26 protein-coding genes, 16 other RNA genes and 1 pseudogene are annotated in these 17,122 nt (G+C 65.5%); 42 read left to right on the forward strand and 1 reads right to left on the reverse strand.

Annotated features, from left to right (window positions below; all coding sequences use genetic code 11):
* Nucleotides 1–7 precede the first annotated feature (7 nt).
* From AB0A69_RS08050 to AB0A69_RS08255, 42 genes are all read left to right on the forward strand, one after another.
* Nucleotides 8–535, forward strand: a complete 528-nt coding sequence (locus AB0A69_RS08050; protein WP_361416630.1) for a hypothetical protein — start codon at nucleotides 8–10, stop codon at nucleotides 533–535.
* A 102-nt stretch (nucleotides 536–637) separates the two neighbouring features.
* Nucleotides 638–997 carry a hypothetical protein gene (locus AB0A69_RS08055; RefSeq protein WP_361416633.1) on the forward strand — a complete coding sequence of 120 codons (360 nt, stop codon included), beginning with the start codon at nucleotides 638–640 and terminating at the stop codon, nucleotides 995–997.
* A gap of 106 nt (nucleotides 998–1,103) precedes the next feature.
* Complete coding sequence (locus tag AB0A69_RS08060) at nucleotides 1,104–1,814, forward strand: hypothetical protein (protein WP_361416636.1); 711 nt, start codon at nucleotides 1,104–1,106, stop codon at nucleotides 1,812–1,814.
* Nucleotides 1,815–1,821: 7 nt separating this feature from the next.
* An RNA gene (locus AB0A69_RS08065) (hammerhead ribozyme type II) lies at nucleotides 1,822–1,884 on the forward strand.
* Between the two features lie 27 nt (nucleotides 1,885–1,911).
* A complete protein-coding gene (locus tag AB0A69_RS08070) occupies nucleotides 1,912–2,511 on the forward strand; it encodes a hypothetical protein (RefSeq protein WP_361416639.1) in 600 nt (199 codons plus the stop codon).
* A gap of 70 nt (nucleotides 2,512–2,581) precedes the next feature.
* Nucleotides 2,582–2,644, forward strand: an RNA gene (locus AB0A69_RS08075) — hammerhead ribozyme type II.
* A 33-nt stretch (nucleotides 2,645–2,677) separates the two neighbouring features.
* A complete protein-coding gene (locus tag AB0A69_RS08080; protein WP_361416642.1) occupies nucleotides 2,678–2,935 on the forward strand; it encodes a hypothetical protein in 258 nt (85 codons plus the stop codon).
* 6 nt (nucleotides 2,936–2,941) lie between these two features.
* Nucleotides 2,942–3,007, forward strand: an RNA gene (locus tag AB0A69_RS08085) — hammerhead ribozyme type II.
* Nucleotides 3,008–3,036: 29 nt separating this feature from the next.
* The gene (locus AB0A69_RS08090; protein ID WP_361416645.1) at nucleotides 3,037–3,336 is read left to right on the forward strand and encodes a hypothetical protein; all 300 of its coding nucleotides are present in this window, start codon (nucleotides 3,037–3,039) and stop codon (nucleotides 3,334–3,336) included.
* A 7-nt stretch (nucleotides 3,337–3,343) separates the two neighbouring features.
* Nucleotides 3,344–3,408, forward strand: an RNA gene (locus AB0A69_RS08095) — hammerhead ribozyme type II.
* Between the two features lie 22 nt (nucleotides 3,409–3,430).
* On the forward strand, nucleotides 3,431–3,781 hold the full coding sequence (locus AB0A69_RS08100; RefSeq protein WP_361416648.1) for a hypothetical protein: 351 nt from the start codon (nucleotides 3,431–3,433) through the stop codon (nucleotides 3,779–3,781).
* 63 nt (nucleotides 3,782–3,844) lie between these two features.
* An RNA gene (locus AB0A69_RS08105) (hammerhead ribozyme type II) lies at nucleotides 3,845–3,907 on the forward strand.
* Between the two features lie 24 nt (nucleotides 3,908–3,931).
* The gene (locus tag AB0A69_RS08110; protein WP_361416651.1) at nucleotides 3,932–4,645 is read left to right on the forward strand and encodes a hypothetical protein; all 714 of its coding nucleotides are present in this window, start codon (nucleotides 3,932–3,934) and stop codon (nucleotides 4,643–4,645) included.
* Between the two features lie 7 nt (nucleotides 4,646–4,652).
* An RNA gene (locus AB0A69_RS08115) (hammerhead ribozyme type II) lies at nucleotides 4,653–4,718 on the forward strand.
* A gap of 32 nt (nucleotides 4,719–4,750) precedes the next feature.
* On the forward strand, nucleotides 4,751–5,167 hold the full coding sequence (locus tag AB0A69_RS08120) for a hypothetical protein (RefSeq protein ID WP_361416654.1): 417 nt from the start codon (nucleotides 4,751–4,753) through the stop codon (nucleotides 5,165–5,167).
* A gap of 52 nt (nucleotides 5,168–5,219) precedes the next feature.
* Nucleotides 5,220–5,282, forward strand: an RNA gene (locus tag AB0A69_RS08125) — hammerhead ribozyme type II.
* Nucleotides 5,283–5,307: 25 nt separating this feature from the next.
* Nucleotides 5,308–5,937, forward strand: coding sequence for a hypothetical protein (locus tag AB0A69_RS08130; RefSeq protein WP_361416657.1), 630 nt, complete (start codon nucleotides 5,308–5,310; stop codon nucleotides 5,935–5,937).
* A gap of 14 nt (nucleotides 5,938–5,951) precedes the next feature.
* An RNA gene (locus AB0A69_RS08135) (hammerhead ribozyme type II) lies at nucleotides 5,952–6,017 on the forward strand.
* Nucleotides 6,018–6,042: 25 nt separating this feature from the next.
* Entirely contained in the window at nucleotides 6,043–6,471 is a 429-nt protein-coding gene (locus AB0A69_RS08140) for a hypothetical protein (protein WP_361416660.1), read from the forward strand.
* Between the two features lie 7 nt (nucleotides 6,472–6,478).
* Nucleotides 6,479–6,541: hammerhead ribozyme type II (locus AB0A69_RS08145), an RNA gene on the forward strand.
* A 23-nt stretch (nucleotides 6,542–6,564) separates the two neighbouring features.
* Nucleotides 6,565–6,918 carry a hypothetical protein gene (locus tag AB0A69_RS08150; RefSeq protein WP_361416662.1) on the forward strand — a complete coding sequence of 118 codons (354 nt, stop codon included), beginning with the start codon at nucleotides 6,565–6,567 and terminating at the stop codon, nucleotides 6,916–6,918.
* A gap of 5 nt (nucleotides 6,919–6,923) precedes the next feature.
* Nucleotides 6,924–6,986: hammerhead ribozyme type II (locus tag AB0A69_RS08155), an RNA gene on the forward strand.
* Between the two features lie 24 nt (nucleotides 6,987–7,010).
* The gene (locus AB0A69_RS08160) at nucleotides 7,011–7,703 is read left to right on the forward strand and encodes a hypothetical protein (RefSeq protein ID WP_361416665.1); all 693 of its coding nucleotides are present in this window, start codon (nucleotides 7,011–7,013) and stop codon (nucleotides 7,701–7,703) included.
* Between the two features lie 8 nt (nucleotides 7,704–7,711).
* An RNA gene (locus AB0A69_RS08165) (hammerhead ribozyme type II) lies at nucleotides 7,712–7,777 on the forward strand.
* A gap of 25 nt (nucleotides 7,778–7,802) precedes the next feature.
* A complete protein-coding gene (locus AB0A69_RS08170) occupies nucleotides 7,803–8,357 on the forward strand; it encodes a hypothetical protein (protein ID WP_361416668.1) in 555 nt (184 codons plus the stop codon).
* Between the two features lie 13 nt (nucleotides 8,358–8,370).
* Nucleotides 8,371–8,436, forward strand: an RNA gene (locus tag AB0A69_RS08175) — hammerhead ribozyme type II.
* Nucleotides 8,437–8,461: 25 nt separating this feature from the next.
* A complete protein-coding gene (locus AB0A69_RS08180) occupies nucleotides 8,462–9,367 on the forward strand; it encodes a hypothetical protein (protein WP_361416671.1) in 906 nt (301 codons plus the stop codon).
* A gap of 8 nt (nucleotides 9,368–9,375) precedes the next feature.
* An RNA gene (locus AB0A69_RS08185) (hammerhead ribozyme type II) lies at nucleotides 9,376–9,441 on the forward strand.
* 29 nt (nucleotides 9,442–9,470) lie between these two features.
* A complete protein-coding gene (locus AB0A69_RS08190; protein WP_361416674.1) occupies nucleotides 9,471–9,938 on the forward strand; it encodes a hypothetical protein in 468 nt (155 codons plus the stop codon).
* A gap of 6 nt (nucleotides 9,939–9,944) precedes the next feature.
* Nucleotides 9,945–10,007, forward strand: an RNA gene (locus AB0A69_RS08195) — hammerhead ribozyme type II.
* A gap of 24 nt (nucleotides 10,008–10,031) precedes the next feature.
* On the forward strand, nucleotides 10,032–10,520 hold the full coding sequence (locus AB0A69_RS08200) for a hypothetical protein (RefSeq protein ID WP_361416677.1): 489 nt from the start codon (nucleotides 10,032–10,034) through the stop codon (nucleotides 10,518–10,520).
* A complete protein-coding gene (locus AB0A69_RS08205) occupies nucleotides 10,517–10,642 on the forward strand; it encodes a hypothetical protein (protein WP_361416680.1) in 126 nt (41 codons plus the stop codon). Before AB0A69_RS08200 ends, AB0A69_RS08205 begins: the two co-directional genes overlap by 4 nt.
* A gap of 15 nt (nucleotides 10,643–10,657) precedes the next feature.
* Nucleotides 10,658–10,720: hammerhead ribozyme type II (locus AB0A69_RS08210), an RNA gene on the forward strand.
* Nucleotides 10,721–10,773: 53 nt separating this feature from the next.
* Nucleotides 10,774–11,814, forward strand: a complete 1,041-nt coding sequence (locus AB0A69_RS08215) for a hypothetical protein (RefSeq protein WP_361416683.1) — start codon at nucleotides 10,774–10,776, stop codon at nucleotides 11,812–11,814.
* Between the two features lie 18 nt (nucleotides 11,815–11,832).
* An RNA gene (locus AB0A69_RS08220) (hammerhead ribozyme type II) lies at nucleotides 11,833–11,898 on the forward strand.
* A gap of 17 nt (nucleotides 11,899–11,915) precedes the next feature.
* The gene (locus AB0A69_RS08225; protein ID WP_361416686.1) at nucleotides 11,916–12,206 is read left to right on the forward strand and encodes a hypothetical protein; all 291 of its coding nucleotides are present in this window, start codon (nucleotides 11,916–11,918) and stop codon (nucleotides 12,204–12,206) included.
* A 33-nt stretch (nucleotides 12,207–12,239) separates the two neighbouring features.
* Nucleotides 12,240–12,716, forward strand: a complete 477-nt coding sequence (locus tag AB0A69_RS08230) for a hypothetical protein (RefSeq protein ID WP_361416689.1) — start codon at nucleotides 12,240–12,242, stop codon at nucleotides 12,714–12,716.
* A 217-nt stretch (nucleotides 12,717–12,933) separates the two neighbouring features.
* Nucleotides 12,934–13,272 carry an Lsr2 family protein gene (locus AB0A69_RS08235; RefSeq protein ID WP_361416692.1) on the forward strand — a complete coding sequence of 113 codons (339 nt, stop codon included), beginning with the start codon at nucleotides 12,934–12,936 and terminating at the stop codon, nucleotides 13,270–13,272.
* Nucleotides 13,273–13,342: 70 nt separating this feature from the next.
* Nucleotides 13,343–14,218, forward strand: a complete 876-nt coding sequence (locus AB0A69_RS08240) for a hypothetical protein (RefSeq protein ID WP_361416695.1) — start codon at nucleotides 13,343–13,345, stop codon at nucleotides 14,216–14,218.
* Between the two features lie 70 nt (nucleotides 14,219–14,288).
* Nucleotides 14,289–14,636, forward strand: a complete 348-nt coding sequence (locus tag AB0A69_RS08245) for a hypothetical protein (protein ID WP_361416698.1) — start codon at nucleotides 14,289–14,291, stop codon at nucleotides 14,634–14,636.
* Nucleotides 14,629–15,015: a recombinase family protein gene (locus AB0A69_RS08250; protein WP_361416700.1), complete on the forward strand. Its 387-nt coding sequence runs from the start codon at nucleotides 14,629–14,631 to the stop codon at nucleotides 15,013–15,015. The genes AB0A69_RS08245 and AB0A69_RS08250 overlap by 8 nt, the downstream gene beginning before the upstream one ends.
* A 126-nt stretch (nucleotides 15,016–15,141) precedes the next feature.
* Nucleotides 15,142–15,618, forward strand: a complete 477-nt coding sequence (locus tag AB0A69_RS08255) for a hypothetical protein (RefSeq protein ID WP_361416703.1) — start codon at nucleotides 15,142–15,144, stop codon at nucleotides 15,616–15,618.
* 132 nt (nucleotides 15,619–15,750) lie between these two features.
* Here the strand turns inward: AB0A69_RS08255 and AB0A69_RS08260 are convergent.
* Nucleotides 15,751–17,109 (reverse strand): annotated as a pseudogene (locus AB0A69_RS08260) (AMP-binding protein); the annotation flags it as partial.
* Nucleotides 17,110–17,122: the final 13 nt, after the last annotated feature.

The raw sequence follows: 17,122 nt of genomic DNA on the forward strand, positions 1-17,122 counted from the left end.
GAGAGTTATGAGCATCAGCCCGATGAACTGGTCCGAGCGCAGAATGTCACGTCGGTCCGGTGCGTGGAAGCAGTGCCCTAACTGCAAGCGGCGGAACGTCAGTCTTCGTGCTCCGCACTCCCGCACCGACGGCCGTCCGTGCAAGTTCGTGGTGGTCTACCGAACGTACTTCACGACGGACATGATCATCGACGGCGACTATGGTGCGCCGCGCCTTCCGAACGGCACCTTCGGTCCCGGTCCGCTTCAGACCTATGAGGTGGTGGACTGCACGCCGAAGAGCGTAACGGGTCCGTGGGACAACCCCGTCAAGCTCGCAATCGACGCCATTCGTGACGCCGACTGCGCCTACGACGAGGGTGCCGACTGGTTCTATCACCACGAGGGGTCGTACCTCCGTGACCACTACTCGGGAGAGCGTATCGAACCGTCCGCCCACCTCTACGGGTTCACGGACGAGGAGGATGCGCACATCCACCACGTGATTCAGCGTGCGTGGAAGCAGTTTTGGGCGGGCCTTCGTATGGCCGCCTAACAGTCGACTCGGCGACTTTAAACAGGCGTTAGGCCGAGTGCGTCCGTACGGAATTCCGTACGGGGTCGCAGGGGTGGTTCCCTGTCGAGAGGAGAGAGCGATATGCCGATCATTGCGGCCAGAGTCCACGAGTTTCCCGACGGGAAGCTGGGATTCGGCCACACAGTGAAGGTGCACCTGTATCACGCCGGTATCCCACAGGTGGTCCGCAAGGAACACCGGTCTGGATATGAGATCCGACCCGTCAACGGGCTGGAGGAGGGCGAAGTCCAAGTTCTGTGGATCTCCTATCTGGACATCAAGGACGACGACTACGCCCGTGACCAGGAAGAGCGGCTGCGTGAGATTCTGCGGATTCTGGAGGACAAGTACTGGGTCCGCCTGGACCTCCCCGGCCTATACCGCAATGTGAATCAACCCACCCTTCGGGTCCTCTATGACCTGTCATGGCTCGGTAAGTAAGTCCGAATAGTCGTCCCGGCGACTCTAAATAGGCGTTAGGCCGGGAGCGTCCGACCCAGTGGGTCGGGGTCGCAGGAGTGGTGTCCTGCCACGAGAGGAGAGAGCTATGTCTGCGCAGACCCTTGAGATGGTTGCGTCCGACTTTCTGTACGACTCCACGGAGGCGGCCCTGAACAAACTGTTCACGAACCCGCCGGCTATGGAGCCGCATGTCGACGCGCGCTTCAACAAGGGCAGCGACACGATCGTTCTCGACGGGGTGAAGTTCTACGCCAAGCGCGTGGACTACCACCGAGAGCTGGACCAGAAGTTCGTCCAGTGGGTCATGGACAACCGTCAGGAGTATCCGGTCTACGGCGACCCGTCCTCTGCGGACGGGGAGTCGTTGGAACTCTGGGCGCAGTCCCTCACGGACAAGTACTTCGGGTCCCCCTACATCTCCGGCATCGACACGGACGGCTATGAGTCGTTCATGCCCAACGGAGTCAAGGGCCAGTTCTTCCGGTACGAGGACGAGACGTACGTCGCCCTGTGGCACCAGGAAAACGGCTACCGGGCGTTCTCACGTCCGACCGTGTTCCACGTGTCCTGCCACGAGCCCGCTTACCTGCTGGACGATGACAAGGCCACGGCGTACTGCACTGAGTGCGAGGACGTCGTCTTCGACATCGAATCCGGCGGACAGCACGTCAAGCGCATCGACCGTAGCGGCGAGGAGATCGACGACGCCGAAGAGGTGTCGTTCGACGACCTGGTCGCGAACCCCGTCTGCCCCAACTGCTGCGCCGGCCTGCGTGTCGACGCGTGGCAGTTCTGATCCAACATGCCGAAACGCCGGGAGGCGTCGTCGCGGAGTGGTGTCCGCGGCCTGACGAAGGCAGCCAAAGCTGAGTCAGTTTTGAGAGGAGAGAGTAATGAACCCGGAGACCAACCCCGTCACCGTGGACACCCGATACGGCAAATTGTTGGTCGCGGTGTCCTCGGCCAAGGAAGACAGCTTCCACGACTGGGAGCGGGGCAACGTCACCGAACTGCGTCCACGGGTGCGCATCGCCTCCGACCCAACGTTCGAGGCAGACCCCGGACACGTTGATCACTGGACGATCCGGGGGCGTGCCTACGCGGTGCACCAGACGGTGTACTTCCGTGACCTGTCCAAGGCCGACTACGCGAGCGGCACGAACCTGGACCTGTGGCACTCGGAGGAGTCCCCGTATCGGGGTGGGTTCCGCAACGACCGACGTGCACAGGTGGAGTACAGGACCAAGACCTACGACCTGATGCGTCAGGCCGTGGCCGATGCCCTCGACGTGTTCGCCAAGGAGCACCAAGGGTGGGACGACTTCAGTGTCTACCTCCTCAAGGCGAGCAAGCGCGACAGCGAGATGAGCAAGTACGCGCGCCTGCTCAAGGAGGCGGAGGAGCACAAGGTCCAGGGTGAGAAGTTCGATCAGGAGGCGGCGCCCCTGTACGAGAGCCTGCCCGCCGATCTGCGAGCGCTCGTCCGTACCTGATTGAACGGTCTCGGTCATGAGGGCCGCCGGCTAGGCGTGCCCTCATGCCGACGGATCCGTCGTACCCAAGTGCCGAAACGCCGGGAGGCGTCGTCGTGGGGTGGTGCCCACGGCCTGATGACGGCAGCCGCTTGAGTCAGTTCCTTGAGAGGAGAGAGCTAGAGCTATGGCCACGCAGGAAGTCCAGCAGGCGGCCCAGTTCGCGGTCTACATCGCTGCGGACAACGACATCAACGGGAACCCCCGCCGTGGCTGGCTGGTCCACTCGTCGCTCGGCATCCCCGTCCGCTTCGTGGACGAGGGGTACGCCGGTCGGCAGGCGTTGCGCGAGGCCGGGTTCGACCCCGACTCGCTGCTGGCCACCGACAAGATCAAGGTGCCCGCGCGGGAGTACCGCCGCCTGCGCAAGGAGCACGGGAAGTAGTCCAATCGCCGAAACCTCCCGAAAGGAGGTCGTCCCAGGGTGGTTCCTGGGGCCTGACGATGGCAGCCAATTGCTGAGTCAGTCCATGAGAGGAGAGAGCTATGACGAGCAGCGGATACATCGCCTCCGACGGTATCTACACGGATTCACTGTCGACCGAGAAGGGGAAGCGTGTCTTCCCGGCGGTCCGCGAGTACGGCCAGCGGTACAACGGTGCCGCCCTGGCGAACGACGACATGCGTGACGTGGAGACGGGCGACCTCGCGTACGAGGTCCTGACCGACTTCATGACCGACCTGCTGCACCTGGCGCACTCCGCCGGGGTGGACGTCGACCATCTGATCTCGTCGGCCATGGGGCACTGGGAGCCGGAGCGCGACGCCGTGCCCATCAACATCTGATCCAACATGCCGAAACCTCCGAAAGGAGGTCGTCCCGGAGTGGTGTCCGGGGCCTGACGATGGCAGCCATTGTCGGTCTGAGAGGAGAGAGCACATGAGCGACGTCATGGCTCCGGAGATCACTCCGGACATGGCCGGAACCTGGCTCGACGGACGCATGGGCTGGCACAACGCCTACCGTGTCGTCCTCCGGGCTGAGGAGTACGGGTTCGTCGTGCCTGAGGACTACCGGGAAGCGATGGACGCGTACCGGGAGTCCGGCGCCTCCTTCTCGTTCGCCGAGAAGGAGGAGCACTGGGACGCGATCCACGGGCAGGGAGAACTGTCCGACCAGGCGACGGAGTACCTCCAGGAGCACGCTCCGGACGGGTACGCCTTCGTCTGGGACATGGGCGAGTTGATCCTCTACGAGATCTCGGAGAACCCGCTTCTGGACCTGCTCTGATCCGCGGTCGCAGGCTCGCCGGCTGAGGTATGCCCTTTGCCGGCCGGCCTCGCCGTGCCCAATTGCCGAAACGCCGGGAGGCGTCGTCGCGGGGTGGTGCCCGCGGCCTGACGACGGCAGCCGCTGAGTCAGCTTTGAGAGGAGAGAGTTATGGACGGCAGTGTCGAGGCGTACCTGAGCGCGATTCGTCAGGCGCCCCTCGCGCTCATCGAGTCGTACCTGACGTCCGTCTGCACGGAGTGCGACACTCACGTCGCCCCGTCCGATCCGGATGGACATGTGCTGGTCGGCTCCAGCGTCGTGATCGGCTGTGAGGGTTACTGGCTGGTCGACCCGAACGTGGTCGGCATCCCGAACCCCCACTGGGACGACTGGCGTAAGGCTGTCGAGTCCACCCCTCCGTCCCTGTATGAACGGGGCGAGGCTCTGGTGAAGTTTGCCGAGGGTCTTGGGTTGGTCGACTCCTACGTCCAGCGCGACGCCATGGGCGGCTACTTCTACGACCCGAAGCTCATCGGTGCGGCCATCGCTGCGATGCAAGCGTGGCTGGAGTGCCGGTGGGGTCCGATCGCGGTCAGGGCCGCCGAGAAGGAGGCCATGTACTTCACGGAAGACGAGTCGTACATCGGTCAGGTCCCCTCATTCACGTACAGCGGCAAAAGGCTGTCCGTGGGCGACGAGGTGGTTTGCGCGACTCGCGGTTCGAACGGCGAGGAGCGGTCCTTCCGAGGGGTGATCAAGGCGATCGGTCCCACGTACTGGGGATCCGAGCTGTGTCCCACCGGAGTCGAGATGGACGTGCCGGAGGAGAACAAGGACGACCCCGTGGACTGGGAGTTCCTGACCAAGGTTCCCAAGTCCTGATCTTCAATGCCGAAACCTCCTGAGAGGAGGTCGTCGTGGGGTGGTGCCCACGGCCTGACGAAGGCAGCCGCTGAGTCAGCTTTGAGAGGAGAGAGCTCTATGGGTGTGACCCTCCAGGTCCGGTCCGCTGACAACGGCCACATCGGTGCCGTGGAGTGTGACGACGCAGATATCGCTGCCCTCATCGAGGAGAAGATCCTGGGCGCCCGAATCGGCGTCACCTGGATCGGTGCCATCGACGTGTGGGACGGCGGAAAGCTCGTCGAGCGGAAAGACGCGTTCTACGACGCTCCCTGCCCCGCTTGCGGCCAGTTCGTCAAGCTGACCGAAGAGGACACGGTGTGGACCTGTCCTGCGGATCTGTCCGACCAGAACCCTTTCAAGGAGTCCGCTCCGGAGTACATCACGGAGGAGCTTCAGGAGCAGCACGGAGTCTTCTCCAACTGCGGTGAGGACTTCGGTCACCCGTGCTACGAGCGCATGCCGCTCCACGGGGACTGCTACGAGAACGGGGAGTACTGACGACCTCGCCGGCTTGCCATGCATACCGGCCGGCGGATCCGTCATGCCTTATTGCCGAAACGCCGGGAGGCGTCGTCGCGGGGTGGTGCCCGCGGCCTGACGACGGCAGCCGCTGAGTCAGCTTTGAGAGGAGAGAGCACATGCACGAGTCCATGAAGGACAAGGAACTCGCGATTCCCTTCGTTGGCGTCCTGAACGTCACCGTCGGCCTCAACGGGGTCGACGAGGACGAAGTCCGGCGCGCTGCGATCAAGGGGATGCAGGAGTACCTGTCCAAGGACATGGCAGCCATCTGGATGTCCGGCCGCCACAGCGCCAAGACTCCGACCGAAGTGTCCGTCCCGACGCTGTTCGAGACGTTCCCGCACTACATCTCGTCGGCTCCCAGCCGCGAGAAGTGGCGTACGGACCACTTCACGTTCTCTCACGGCTGGGCGAACTACCACGACTCCACTCCGGACGTCGTGGACGCCGACCAGCCCAGGGAGGACGACGTCAAGGCGCTGATCCGGGAGCTGGAGGCGCACGGCATCACCGCCGAGGCGTACCACACCGGGGGTGGCTGCTGGGTCGCCCAGGTCGAGATGGCCGCCGGTTACTTCCTGTGGTCCTCGGCTCCGGACGGCTACGACAACGGCTACTACTGGGACATCCAGAACAGCGAGCAGGAGCCTGTGTTCGGCGGTACGTGGCCGAAGAGCGACCCCGCGAAGGCCGCTCAGAACATCGCCAGCCTGATGTCCCTGTTCGGGGAGATTCACGTCCCCTGATCCGATCAACCACATGCCGAAACCTCCTGAAGGGAGGTCGTCCACGGGTGGTGCCGTGGGCCTGATGAAGGCAGCCGCTTGATTCAGTCTGAGAGGAGAGAGCACATGGATGAGCAGTCCCAGGATGCGTCCACCTGGTCCGCCTACATCGACGAGTTCGCCCGCTGGGCACTCGGCGAGGCGCTGTGGTGGGAGTCGAACCCGGATGAGAACGGGGTCGGCGGAGACGAGTGGGAGGCGGTCGAGCACGTGACCGTCGCGGACATCGCAGACGACAGGGCGCGCGAGCGCTGGATGCAGATGTGCCGTGAGTTCGTCGAGATGAACAAGGAGCACCTAGCGCTCCTTCCTGCTGAGTCGGCGGGCCAGTTGTTCTGGCAGTCCAAGCGGGGACGCTGGGGGGTTCCGGGGCGCAGCTTCAGAGTCGACAAGCGGCTCCCCAAGCGAGCGCGTCGAGCACTCCACCGGGCGTCCAGTCGCTGGCCGGTCGGGTACGTGTTCATCCGCGACGAAAAGGTCCACTTCGAGCTGTGATCCAACAAGCCGAAACGCCGGGAGGCGTCGTCTACGGGTGGTGCCGTGGGCCTGACGAAGGCAGCCGCTGAGTCAGCTTTGAGAGGAGAGAACGTGTCCGTCAACGACATGGACAGGGTGCAGCCGGCGACCTATGAGGTCGTCGAGGATGCGCTCGGACGCGGCACTGTCGCGCGTCTGTCCGTCACCTTTGAGGTGGACGGAGCCTGCCTTGCGCAGGCGCTGTTTGAGGAGTTCGCACACGCCCTCGACAACGATCAGGAACTTCCCAAGAACCTGACTGTCCAGGACGTTTTGCAGATCCTCGCTCGCAAGCACGCTTCGTGCTCCGAGGGGTGGCACATCTGGGCCAATGACCCGTCCAGTGCGTCTTGGGAGGCCGCGAGCGTCTTCGCGGACCAGACGATCCGCTCGTTGTTCCCAGACATTGCGTGGAAGGTCGACTGATTACAAGCCGAAACGCCGGGAGGCGTCGTCGCGGGGTGGTGCCCGCGGCCTGACGACGGCAGCCGCTGAGTCAGCTTTGAGAGGAGAGAGCAATGAGCAACGGAGAGCACATTCTCGATGGGGTTCGCGCCGAGGGCGGGCAGTGGTCTGGGTACGTTGCCAGGACCAACCGCGGCTGGGCGGCTCTGCCGGATGGCCAGGGCAAGGGCGAGCAGTCCGAGTTCCTGGGATTCCGGACGAATCAGGCAGCGTGGGCCGCCGTTCGCAAGATCCAGGAGCGGGACGAGCGTCTGAGTGAGCGTCCTGTCTCCAGCATCTTCGACAGCCGTCCGCTGTACCAGTGCGTGGATCACACGCAGCGTGAGGAGCGTGACTTCACGGTCGCCATCGCCTGCTCCAGCCGCCATGACGGCCGGGGCCCCGTCTCCTACGCGGTGAGGGCCGAGTCGCAGCAACAGGCGTGGTCCATCGCTCTGTCCACCCACATCCGCCGGGAGTGGGACGTCGACTGCTACGTGGACGCCGAGCGTTCATTCGAGGGTGTCTACAGGGATGACTTCGACTACGGCCGATTCGATCTCCGGCTCCAGTCCACGTTCTGGGCGAAGCTCCAGGAGATCGTCGAGCTGATCAAGGCGTACGACGAGGCCGACAAGGACAACCGGGACGCGGACGGCTGCGTCCTGGACAAGAAGCAGGCCGACCATGACCACCTGGTCGGGGACTACGAGATGGACGTGTTCCCCATGGCCGAGGACCTGGCCCACTACGCCACGTACATCTGATCCAACAACGCCGAAACCTCCTGAAGGGAGGTCGTCGCAGGGTGGTGCCTGCGGCCTGACGACGGCAGCCGCTGAGTCAGCTTTGAGAGGAGAGAGCACATGGGTCTGAACCCGTTCTGGACGATCGTCGTGACGCAGAACGGCGATGCCGAAGCCAAGCCGATCATTGTCAGCGGCCGGCAGCGGTCGCCCCGCGACCTCTTCGAGCACATGCGCTACAAGCGTGAGCTTCCGGGAGTGGACATGGGACTGGGCGAGGAGTCGTCACGCGTCGACCTCTACGAGAACTACAAGGTCCTCGCCGCATTCAAGGGCTTGCCGGAACTGGTGGCCTCCCCCACGGAGAACTACCACCAGTCCGGTCTGCTCGACGAGGAGTGGTCCGAGCAGGACGAGTGCGAGCGCATGACGAACGAACTACGTCTGCTCGGCATCAACGCCGACTCCACCAACACGGGCGGCAACTGCTGGGCCTCGATCGTCAAGCTGAACGACACGGACACCCTGTACGTGACCACGTGGCCTGCCTGGGCCTGGTCCATCGACCGTGAGGGCGAGCAGCTCCTCGCGGGCGACTGGGGCGTGGAGGACGTCCCGCGCGCCGCGAAGCGCGTCAAGAAGCTCATCAAGGGTCTGGGGAGCATCGTCTCCTGACCTCGTTCAACATCGCCGAAACCTCCTGAAGGGAGGTCGTCGTGGGGTGGTGCCCGCGGCCTGACGACGGCAGCCGCTGAGTCAGCTTTGAGAGGAGAGAGTTTATGTCTATGCAGTCTGTGCGCGTCCGGCTCGACGACTCGCCGCTCTTCGAAGCGGTGGCCGATCTGGACGACAAGTGGAACGGCTTCCTGCGGCCCCGGTTCACTCTGGACCAGGTTCGCGAGGTAGCCGCGCACACCCAGCAGATGGCCCGTGAGTGCGGGAGGAGCTGGGACAGCGTGCACGTCGTCGACATGGACTTCCCGGCGCTCGCCGGGGAGGACGCGTCCCGCGAACGGGTCGCCATCGTGCTGATGGTGGGCTGGGCGTGGGGTCCGACCGACAGTCCCTCGCAGTACACGACGATCGTCGATCCCGACGAGGACGGTCTGTACGACCTCGGCGGCGGCGCGTGGGCGTGGTCTCACGTTCCCGAGCCCGGCCGGATTCCGGTCGAGGAGTTGCAGGGTCTGGCCGGCCGACGGGTCCACTTCGTGGGCGAGTTCGAGGACCCCTGGGACCTCTACACCCACAAGGTGGTCCTGAACGACTGGCGACAGCACTACACCAGCTTCAGCCGCGACAAGCACCCCGCCGAGAACAGCTACTTCGGCATCTCGGAGGTGTTCGACGTCGAGTGGGACGAGGCGGCGATGCGGATCGACGACCTTTCGGTGTGCTTCGTGATGGCAGGCGACATGGAGTTGGGCCTGTGCCCGACGTCCACGGCGGAGGGCTGGCAGTGGTCCCTGGTCGAGGCGTTCACGCGCCTGGGGATCCTTCCGCCCACCAGCGAGATGTACCTGCCTGACGCGATGGACATCCCGCGCTCCGCCGAACTCACCCGCTACCTGCTGGATGCGTTCACGGCGGGAGTGGCCAACGAAGTCAAGGAGCAGCAGGCCCTCGCCGCCAGCAAGGAGAGGTACCTGGCCAAGGTCGCGTCCAAGGTGCTCACCGAGTCCTGATCCAACCAAGCCGAAACCTCCTGAAGGGAGGTCGTCCACGGGTGGTGCCGTGGGCCTGACGAAGGCAGCCAAAGCTGAAGTCAGCTTCGAGAGGAGAGAGCACATGAGCGACAACCTGAGGACTGTACGGGTGCACTTCGCCGGCTACGTCGACTTGTGCGTGGACGCCGATGCCAATCCGGTCGTCCTCGCGTCCGAGGTGGCTCGTGACGTCGAGTACGAGTTGACCGAGCGGTGGCAGCCGGAGGAGGACCCGTCCTCCCGTCTGGCTGGCCACATCGACGAGCATCCGCTGGTGACCATCCGCCCGCTGTTCGGCTTCAACGAGACGGCCGAAGAGCGCCTGAAGGCACTCCTGGCCGCGGTCACCCAGTGGGAGGCCGTGGACGGCGCCTGGATGGACTTCCGTGACCAGCACCGCGACGAGTACGGCGACGAGACCGACTCCGAAGCCGTGGATCGCAAGATCCTCGACGAGTACTTCCAGAAGTTCTGGGACACGGGCGACGCGGTGAAGTCCGCAGCGGCCCTGCTGCTGTCCACCCTCACCCCGCTCAAGCACGAGATCTGATCCAACAGCCGAAACGCCGGGAGGCGTCGTCCACGGGTGGTGCCGTGGGCCTGACGAAGGCAGCCGCTGAGTCAGCTTTGAGAGGAGAGAGCAATGGGTGTTGAGACCCTGTCCGCTGAGCAGCGGGCATCCAACGGCTTCGAGCTGATGGGTGAGGTCGGTCCGGAGGACTGGCAGGAGCGCATCGAACTCGACCTGCTCGACATCAACCACGGGTACTTCTGCGTCCTCGGTCAGGTCTACGCCGAGGAAGGCAACGGCCAGGGCTACGAGTACGCCCTGTCCCACCTCGACTTCCTGGAGACCGGCAACGCGCTGGAGTTCTACGGGCTCTACGACCTCACCGAGGAGGACGCCACCGCTCTGAACAAGGCGTGGCGTGCCCTCCTCGCCGGCGAAGCAAAGCCCCTCAAGCCTCCGGTCGTCCGCGACGAGGACCAGGTCAAGGAAGACGAGTGCGGCTACCAGGTCGCCTATGGGCTGCCATGGTCGGAGTACTGCGTCTACCCGAAGGGGCACGACATGGAGTTCTGCCCCGGACACGAGCGTGACGTCCGCGAGCAGTACGGGCGGCTCGCGTGAAGGGGATCCGGATCAAGGTCGTGCACCGGTCCTGGCTCCACAAGGGCGTGGTGTGCAAGTCGCGCGAACTGTACCGCTCGATCAACGGAGGTCCCTGGCACTGCATCGGTGTCGACCTCTGACCACCGTTCCAACCAAGCCGAAACGCCGGGAGGCGTCGTCGTGGGGTGGTGCCCACGGCCTGACGACGGCAGCCGTCAGTACTGAGAGGAGAGAGCGCATGAGCACGAGTGACATACAGCGGCCGTACTGGATGACCGGATCCGCGGTGGCCACAAAGCTCGTCAGCGGCATCGCTCACGCCCACGAGTCGAATCTACGACGGCTCGGGCTGATGCCGCTGGTCCGGATGGTTATGGGTCTGAAGGCGGATGTCGACAGCCTCCCGAGGCCGGCCAGCGAAGGCGAAGCCGCGTCGATGCTCGCATCGGCGTGCATCGTCGGAGCAACCCGGCTCTGGGGGCAGACCAAGGTCGTCTACGACATCGACCCCGATCTGTCCGCCAGCCTGATGGACATGGACATGGACGCGGAGTTCCCCGGCGAAGTGCTGCGGCAGCTCCCGCACCCCAACCCCATGTTCGTCTTCCGCGAGCCGATCGAGGTGACCAACGAGCAGGGCGAGCAGGCGGCGCTCCGGGGTTTCCTGGTGGCCGCCCGCCCGTCTCCCAACCAGGTCATCAGCTCTGCCGCGGTCTCGGAGCACGAAGGTGCGCCGTACCTGATCGTCGCGGTCGTCGACTGCTACGACGAGAAAGGCGGCGTCCGTCCGTACCCGACCCACGTCGAGCTGTTCGCTCCTACGGCGGCCGGCAATACGACGGTGCGGAAGATGATCGATGGAGGAGCGGTCGTTCGTGAGGCGGTGGTCGGATCGGAGGCAACTCCGGGCGACGAAGCCCTCGCCGACTACATCCGTCGGCTTTCCACGGTCGTGGTCGCACACCTGCTGTACCTGTGCTGCGACAAGCCCGACATCGAGCGTACGGCGACGGTGGCTCCTCCGCGCAAGCGGAAGGGGGGCGGTCGGCCCGAGAGATCAGCACAGGTCATCAAGATCGGATGGCGCATCGGTCCGGCGATCCGCTCCTTCCACGAGAAGGTGGAGCGACTGCGCCAGGCGAGCGTCCGAACCGGGAAGAGCGTGATCCCTCACGTGCGGCGGGGACACCCGCACACCTTCCTGTGGGGTCCGGGTCGGGCATTCAAGAAGACGAAGTGGATCCCTCCGATCCTGGTGAATGCCGCGCTCTTCGGTGAGCAGGCGGAGGGCATCGTGGTGCCGGTCGACTAGCCGGCGCACCACCAACAAAGCCGAAACCTCCTGGAGGGAGGTCGTCCCGGAGTGGTTTCCGGGGCCTGACGATGGCAGTCAGTTGGTGAGAGGAGAAGAACATGAAGGAACTGAGCAAGCTCCGGATCGTCGCGGTCGGCGCGGACGGCGTGCGCCCGCTGGCGGACGCCATGATGTTGCTGGCCGAGGACGGCCAGACGGTGTCGCTCGGGGTCACGTCGCTGCAAGCGGACGTCGTGGTGTCCTCCGACGTGGAGGCCGAGCTGACCGACGGGATGCAGCGAGAGGTCCGGATCGATGAGCTGGTGCGCGAGTACCGCCCCTCGATGCCAGCCGACGTGCTGCACTCCTGGGCCGCTGAGCTGGTCAGCACCCTCGCGGCACGGAGGTAGGTTATGTCTACCGTCGTGTGCGAGAGGAGCGCCGTGGAAGAGCAGGTCGAATGGCACCGGCCCGAGTTTCGGGGCCGGGAGTCTGAGCTGTCCTCCCTCTCCGAGCTGGCCAAGCGTGCCGGCGTGCGCGTGCAGACGGTGAACAGTTGGAAGAACCGACACGCCTCGTTCCCCGAGATCGTCATGACGAAGCGGGGAGATGTGACCACGAAGTATGTCGTCACTGCGGAATTCGACGAGTACCGGCGGATCCAGGAAGAGGTCGCCCGGAGGGCTCGTACCAAGAAGTCCGACGAGACTCGCACGGCGGCCACCATCGCTCGGGAGCGTCTGGAGGCGCTCAAGGCGCAGGACAGCCGGCTGGCGGAGGAGGAGAAGGAGCTGTCGGCGAAGCTGGCAGAAGTCCTGCGCCGACGCCACGCGCTTGATCAAGAGATGGGTGAGATCCGCAAGAACCTGGAGAAGGAACTTGCGACCATCCAAGATGCTCTGAAGACAGAGCAGCCCTGAGGCGTAGGCCGGGTTCGATTCCCGGCCAGGGCACCAGGGGCCTCCGGTCACCACACCTCTCCTCCCGGAGGCCCCGGCCATCTCCTGATCCGTTCAGGACCTCCCCGGCGTCACCACGCGCTCTCTCACTCCGTCGGGGAGTGCCTGAAGGGGCCAGGAGTACGCAGCCCCGTGCGAGGTGGTTTGCCTCGCAAGGAAACGCGAGGAGAGGCACACAGTGGCGCAGAAGGTTCAGGTTCTGCTGATCGACGACCTGGACGGCACGGAGGCGGACGAGACCGTCACCTTCGCGCTGGACGGGAAGTCGTATGAAATCGACCTCACCACCGCCAACGCGAACAAGCTCCGCAGCATCGTGGAGCCCTACGTCGAGGCGGGGCGCAAGGTCTCGGGCCGACGCGGTAAGTCGGCTGCCGGGAAGCGCACCGAGGTCAGCGCCGACTCGGCAACGATCCGGGCGTGGGCCAGGTCGAACGGCTGGCCCGAGCTGAAGAACCGCGGTCGTGTGCCGGCCGATGTCCGCGACGCCTTCGAGAAGGCGCAGTCGGGCAAGTAGCACAACGCAGCAGAGAGAGGGTCCTGCCGGGTGGTCCGGCGGGGCCCTCTGCTGTTTGAGAGGAGAGGGAATGGAACAGCGCACCGACAGGAAGACGCTGGAGTTGGCCAGAGAGATGGTCAAGGCCATGCAGTCACACATCCAGGGAGGTGTGAGCCGGTACCCGAATTTGCGGGCGCTGGTGCCGTACGTGATGGCCGGCATCAAGGAGGTGCCGACGGGGTTGATCCCGTGGGACCCGGCCGACCGCCGCGAGATGGCGGCCATGGGTCGTGACGCCGCGATTCATGAGCTGTGGCGGAGTGACAAGGTGGTTCTCGCGATGGACGAGTACCTCCTGGCCGCTCTGTCGGAGTCGCCGGCTGAGCTTCCGAAGGCTGCCGTGAGAGGGCTCCGCTACAGGAACCCTCTGATCGTCCTCACCACCCCAGACTTCTCGGACGAGGACACGCAGTACTACCGGCAGCAGATCGGCATCCCCCTCGTCGCCCACACCTTCGGGCGCTGGAGCCGTGGGGAACTCCTGTGCTCGATGGGCGACGACCGGTTCGAGGACCTGGGCGTGATGTTCGTCGGGTACATCTCGACGCCGGAGGGTCTGGTGCTCCAGACACTGCGGTGCACGGTGCCTCTCGACGGCGAGTCCACGACGGTCTCTGAGGCAGTCGCCCGGACGGTGAGCGGCTTCCACTTCAGCGACGACCTGGGCGAGCGGGACATCACCCGGCTGGCGACGTGGCTGCGCAAGTACCTCACGCAGGTGCTGCACACCGTGTCGTACGCCGGCAGCAACCCGCAGGACGCCGAGGTGTACCGACCGCCGGTCAAGCCATCCGGCAAGAGCAAGAAGGCCCGGCGACCACGAGTGGAAGACGTGACCGAGTTCGTGAAGCTCGGCGCCGACCTCAGCCGTGAACTGCGGGATCTGAGGAAGTCCGAGGGCTGATCAACCCGAACAAGCGGAGGAGCCTGCCAGTGGACTCTGACAGGCTCCTCCGCCATTGAGAGGAGAGAGCATGAACGAGCGCAAGCCGGGTCTTCGGCTGACCGACGACGAGATGGACACGATCCGGTACATGGTGGAGCACAACTGGCGCTTCACCCCGGACCCCCGATTCATCCGGGAGGTGCTGGAGGACGGTTCGCCGACCCAGACGACCATCCGGGGCGGCCGGCACTACGGGTGGTACACCAGCGGTGTCCCGGAGATCGTCCTGGGTGAGTTCGCCAGGACGCTGATCGGTGAGAGCATCCCGGAGACGCTGCCGACGTACGAGGCGTGGCAGTCGTGGAAGGCGCGGGTCGCCGAGGCCCACGCCGAGTGGGTCCGCAAGAAGGACGCTGAGGGGGATTCCAGTGAGTGAGCAGATGCGGGCCGCGATCTTCGTCAAGGGGAACACCCCGGACGCAGCGCTGGCCAGTCGAGCGCAGTGCGAGGCGTGGGCCGCAGAGCGGGGCTACACGGTCGTGGCGCACTACGAGGGAATGGGGCAGATGGACGTACTTCTCGACGTCATGAACGACATCTCTCTCCGAAAGTTCGATGTTCTCGTCGCTACCAAGACCACGGAGTTCGGTCGGCAGTCTCACCCCGTTCAAGCGCTGGTGGCTCGGGCGAACAGGTTCGGCGTGGCGGTCAGCCTGGTCGGCGCGGCGGAGGACCTGACGTCGCCGGCTGGTCAACTGGTCCTGTCGCTCCGTACGGCCGAGGACGAGGCGATCGAGGCACGGGAGCAGCGGTGACGGAGGAAGAGCGGGAGCCGGTCTACTTCTTCTGCAACTCGTGCGGCGAGGAGGTTGAGGACGAGACCTCGATCTGCTGCGACGACGGCGAGATCGAACCGTCCTATGACGAGTGAGCGGGACTCCATGAACGATCGACGTCGCACGCAGCGGCTGGTGCCGCTGGTGTCCTTCAACGGGGTGCCGGCGGCGGCGGCTGTTCCGACTGGGGCGCCCGAAGCTGGCGGTGGTTTGCAGCCGGCGCTTGCACTCGTGCACATGGGCCGGGAAGCGCGGCCGGAGGTCGACGATTTTCTCCGTCGACACCGCTTCGCGCCGAGGGACGAGATTGCGCTGGCGAAGGAGTCACAGGCTCGGTGGACGATCGAGCGGGACGGTCGGGTGACGGTCTCGTTCATCGCCGAGAACGGGGTCGATCATGTGACTCTCCCGGCCGAAGAGGGGGTGCGCCGCTGGGCGGCCCTGACCCTTGCGACGGGCGGCACGCTGGCAGTGTGGTTCCTCCCCGAGATGCCCGCCTACACCTCGGAGGCCATCGGCCGGCGGATCACTCCGGGTGGTGGTGAGTGGTGGCGGCTGAGCGTCGCATACCAGCCGGTGTGAGGGTCTGAGATGGCATGACGAAGCCCCCGGCTCCCTCTCGGAGCGCGGGGGCTTCGTCGCGTCTGGGGCCCGATCTTGCGTTTGTGCAGGTCAGGCCGCTACGGTCATTAGGAAAGATATTGCACCTGATCTTGACGCCTTGAAGACGTCATCGGCCCGGCCGATGTAGGTGAGGTAGCCGTCCTCGTCGCGCGCGGCGATGTCCCCGGTGCGGTAGAAGCCGTCCGCCATGGCCTCGGCCGTACGCTCCGGGTCGCCGTGGTAGCCGGTCATCAGGCCCACGGGCCGGGCCGACAGGTCCAGCGCGATCTCGCCCTCCGCCGCGCCCGGCTCCCCGGTCGCCGGATCGAGCAGCTCGACACGGAAGCCGGGGCTCGGCCGGCCCATGGAGCCCGCCTTCAGCAGCTGGCCGGGGCTGTTGGAGACCTGCACGGCGGTCTCGGTCTGCCCGAAGCCGTCCCGGATCGTCACGCCCCACTCGCGCCGTACGGTCTCGATGACCTCGGGGTTGAGCGGCTCGCCGGCCGCGACGACCTCGCGGGGCGGCGTGTTCAGGGCGGACAGGTCGGCCTGGATGAGCATGCGCCACACGGTGGGCGGCGCGCAGAAACTGGTGACGCCGTGGCGGTCCATCTCCGCCATCAGGCGGGCGGCGTCGAAGCGCGTGTAGTTGTGGATGAAGACGGTGGCCTCGGCGTTCCAGGGCGCGAAGAGGTTGGACCAGGCGTGCTTGGCCCAGCCGGGCGAGGAGATGTTCAGGTGCACGTCGCCCGGCTTGAGCCCGATCCAGTACATCGTCGCCAAGTGCCCTACCGGGTACGACAGATGGGTGTGCTCGACGAGTTTGGGCAGCGACGTCGTACCGGACGTGAAGTACAGCACCAGGGGGTCGTCGGCCGAGGTGTCGCCGTGCGGCACGAAGGGTACGCACGCCCCGTAGGCGTCCGCGTAAGGGATCCAGTGCGGGACCCGCGCACCGACGGCGATGGGGGTGTAGTTCCCCGGCACGTCCCGGAACTTGGCGGTGTCCTCGGCGCGCACGATGACGTGCCGCGCCCGCCCGCGCTCCACGCGGTCGGCCAGGTCGGCCGGACCGAGCAGGGGTGTCGCGGGGATGACGACGGCGCGCAGCTTCATCGCGGCGAGGGCGGTCTCCCACAGCTCGACCTGGTTGCCGAGCATGACGAGGACCCGGTCCCCGGGCCGTACGCCGAGCCCGCGCAGCCAGTTGGCGACCCGGTCGGAACGCTCGGACATCTCGGCGAAGGACAGGCGCGTCGCGGTGCCGTCCTCCTCGACGATGTGCAGCGCGGTTGCGTCGTTGCCCCGGGCGATGACGTCGAACCAGTCCAGCGCCCAGTTGAACCGCTCCGGCCGCGGCCAGACGAACCCCTTGTACGCCGTCTCGTAGTCCTCCCGGTGCCGCAGCAGGAAGTCCCGGGCGGCCCGGAACTCCTCCGTGGCGCCCGTCGCAGTGCCCCGCCTCACCATGTGTCCTCCTCCG

This window comes from Streptomyces sp. NPDC045431 (assembly GCF_040646655.1).
Lineage (GTDB): Bacteria > Actinomycetota > Actinomycetes > Streptomycetales > Streptomycetaceae > Streptomyces.

Bases quoted from the DNA above. Each gene is read 5' to 3' on its own strand.
- AB0A69_RS08140 (WP_361416660.1), top strand. From the start codon at position 6,043: ATGGATGAGCAGTCCCAGGATGCGTCCACCTGGTCCGCCTACATCGAC.
- AB0A69_RS08225 (WP_361416686.1), top strand. From the start codon at position 11,916: ATGAAGGAACTGAGCAAGCTCCGGATCGTCGCGGTCGGCGCGGACGGC.
- AB0A69_RS08110 (WP_361416651.1), top strand. From the start codon at position 3,932: ATGGACGGCAGTGTCGAGGCGTACCTGAGCGCGATTCGTCAGGCGCCC.
- AB0A69_RS08080 (WP_361416642.1), top strand. From the start codon at position 2,678: ATGGCCACGCAGGAAGTCCAGCAGGCGGCCCAGTTCGCGGTCTACATC.
- AB0A69_RS08170 (WP_361416668.1), top strand. From the start codon at position 7,803: ATGGGTCTGAACCCGTTCTGGACGATCGTCGTGACGCAGAACGGCGAT.
- AB0A69_RS08130 (WP_361416657.1), top strand. From the start codon at position 5,308: ATGCACGAGTCCATGAAGGACAAGGAACTCGCGATTCCCTTCGTTGGC.
- AB0A69_RS08245 (WP_361416698.1), top strand. From the start codon at position 14,289: ATGAACGAGCGCAAGCCGGGTCTTCGGCTGACCGACGACGAGATGGAC.
- AB0A69_RS08070 (WP_361416639.1), top strand. From the start codon at position 1,912: ATGAACCCGGAGACCAACCCCGTCACCGTGGACACCCGATACGGCAAA.
- AB0A69_RS08055 (WP_361416633.1), top strand. From the start codon at position 638: ATGCCGATCATTGCGGCCAGAGTCCACGAGTTTCCCGACGGGAAGCTG.
- AB0A69_RS08090 (WP_361416645.1), top strand. From the start codon at position 3,037: ATGACGAGCAGCGGATACATCGCCTCCGACGGTATCTACACGGATTCA.
- AB0A69_RS08050 (WP_361416630.1), top strand. From the start codon at position 8: ATGAGCATCAGCCCGATGAACTGGTCCGAGCGCAGAATGTCACGTCGG.
- AB0A69_RS08255 (WP_361416703.1), top strand. From the start codon at position 15,142: ATGAACGATCGACGTCGCACGCAGCGGCTGGTGCCGCTGGTGTCCTTC.
- AB0A69_RS08240 (WP_361416695.1), top strand. From the start codon at position 13,343: ATGGAACAGCGCACCGACAGGAAGACGCTGGAGTTGGCCAGAGAGATG.
- AB0A69_RS08160 (WP_361416665.1), top strand. From the start codon at position 7,011: ATGAGCAACGGAGAGCACATTCTCGATGGGGTTCGCGCCGAGGGCGGG.
- AB0A69_RS08060 (WP_361416636.1), top strand. From the start codon at position 1,104: ATGTCTGCGCAGACCCTTGAGATGGTTGCGTCCGACTTTCTGTACGAC.
- AB0A69_RS08190 (WP_361416674.1), top strand. From the start codon at position 9,471: ATGAGCGACAACCTGAGGACTGTACGGGTGCACTTCGCCGGCTACGTC.
- AB0A69_RS08200 (WP_361416677.1), top strand. From the start codon at position 10,032: ATGGGTGTTGAGACCCTGTCCGCTGAGCAGCGGGCATCCAACGGCTTC.
- AB0A69_RS08215 (WP_361416683.1), top strand. From the start codon at position 10,774: ATGACCGGATCCGCGGTGGCCACAAAGCTCGTCAGCGGCATCGCTCAC.
- AB0A69_RS08100 (WP_361416648.1), top strand. From the start codon at position 3,431: ATGAGCGACGTCATGGCTCCGGAGATCACTCCGGACATGGCCGGAACC.
- AB0A69_RS08180 (WP_361416671.1), top strand. From the start codon at position 8,462: ATGTCTATGCAGTCTGTGCGCGTCCGGCTCGACGACTCGCCGCTCTTC.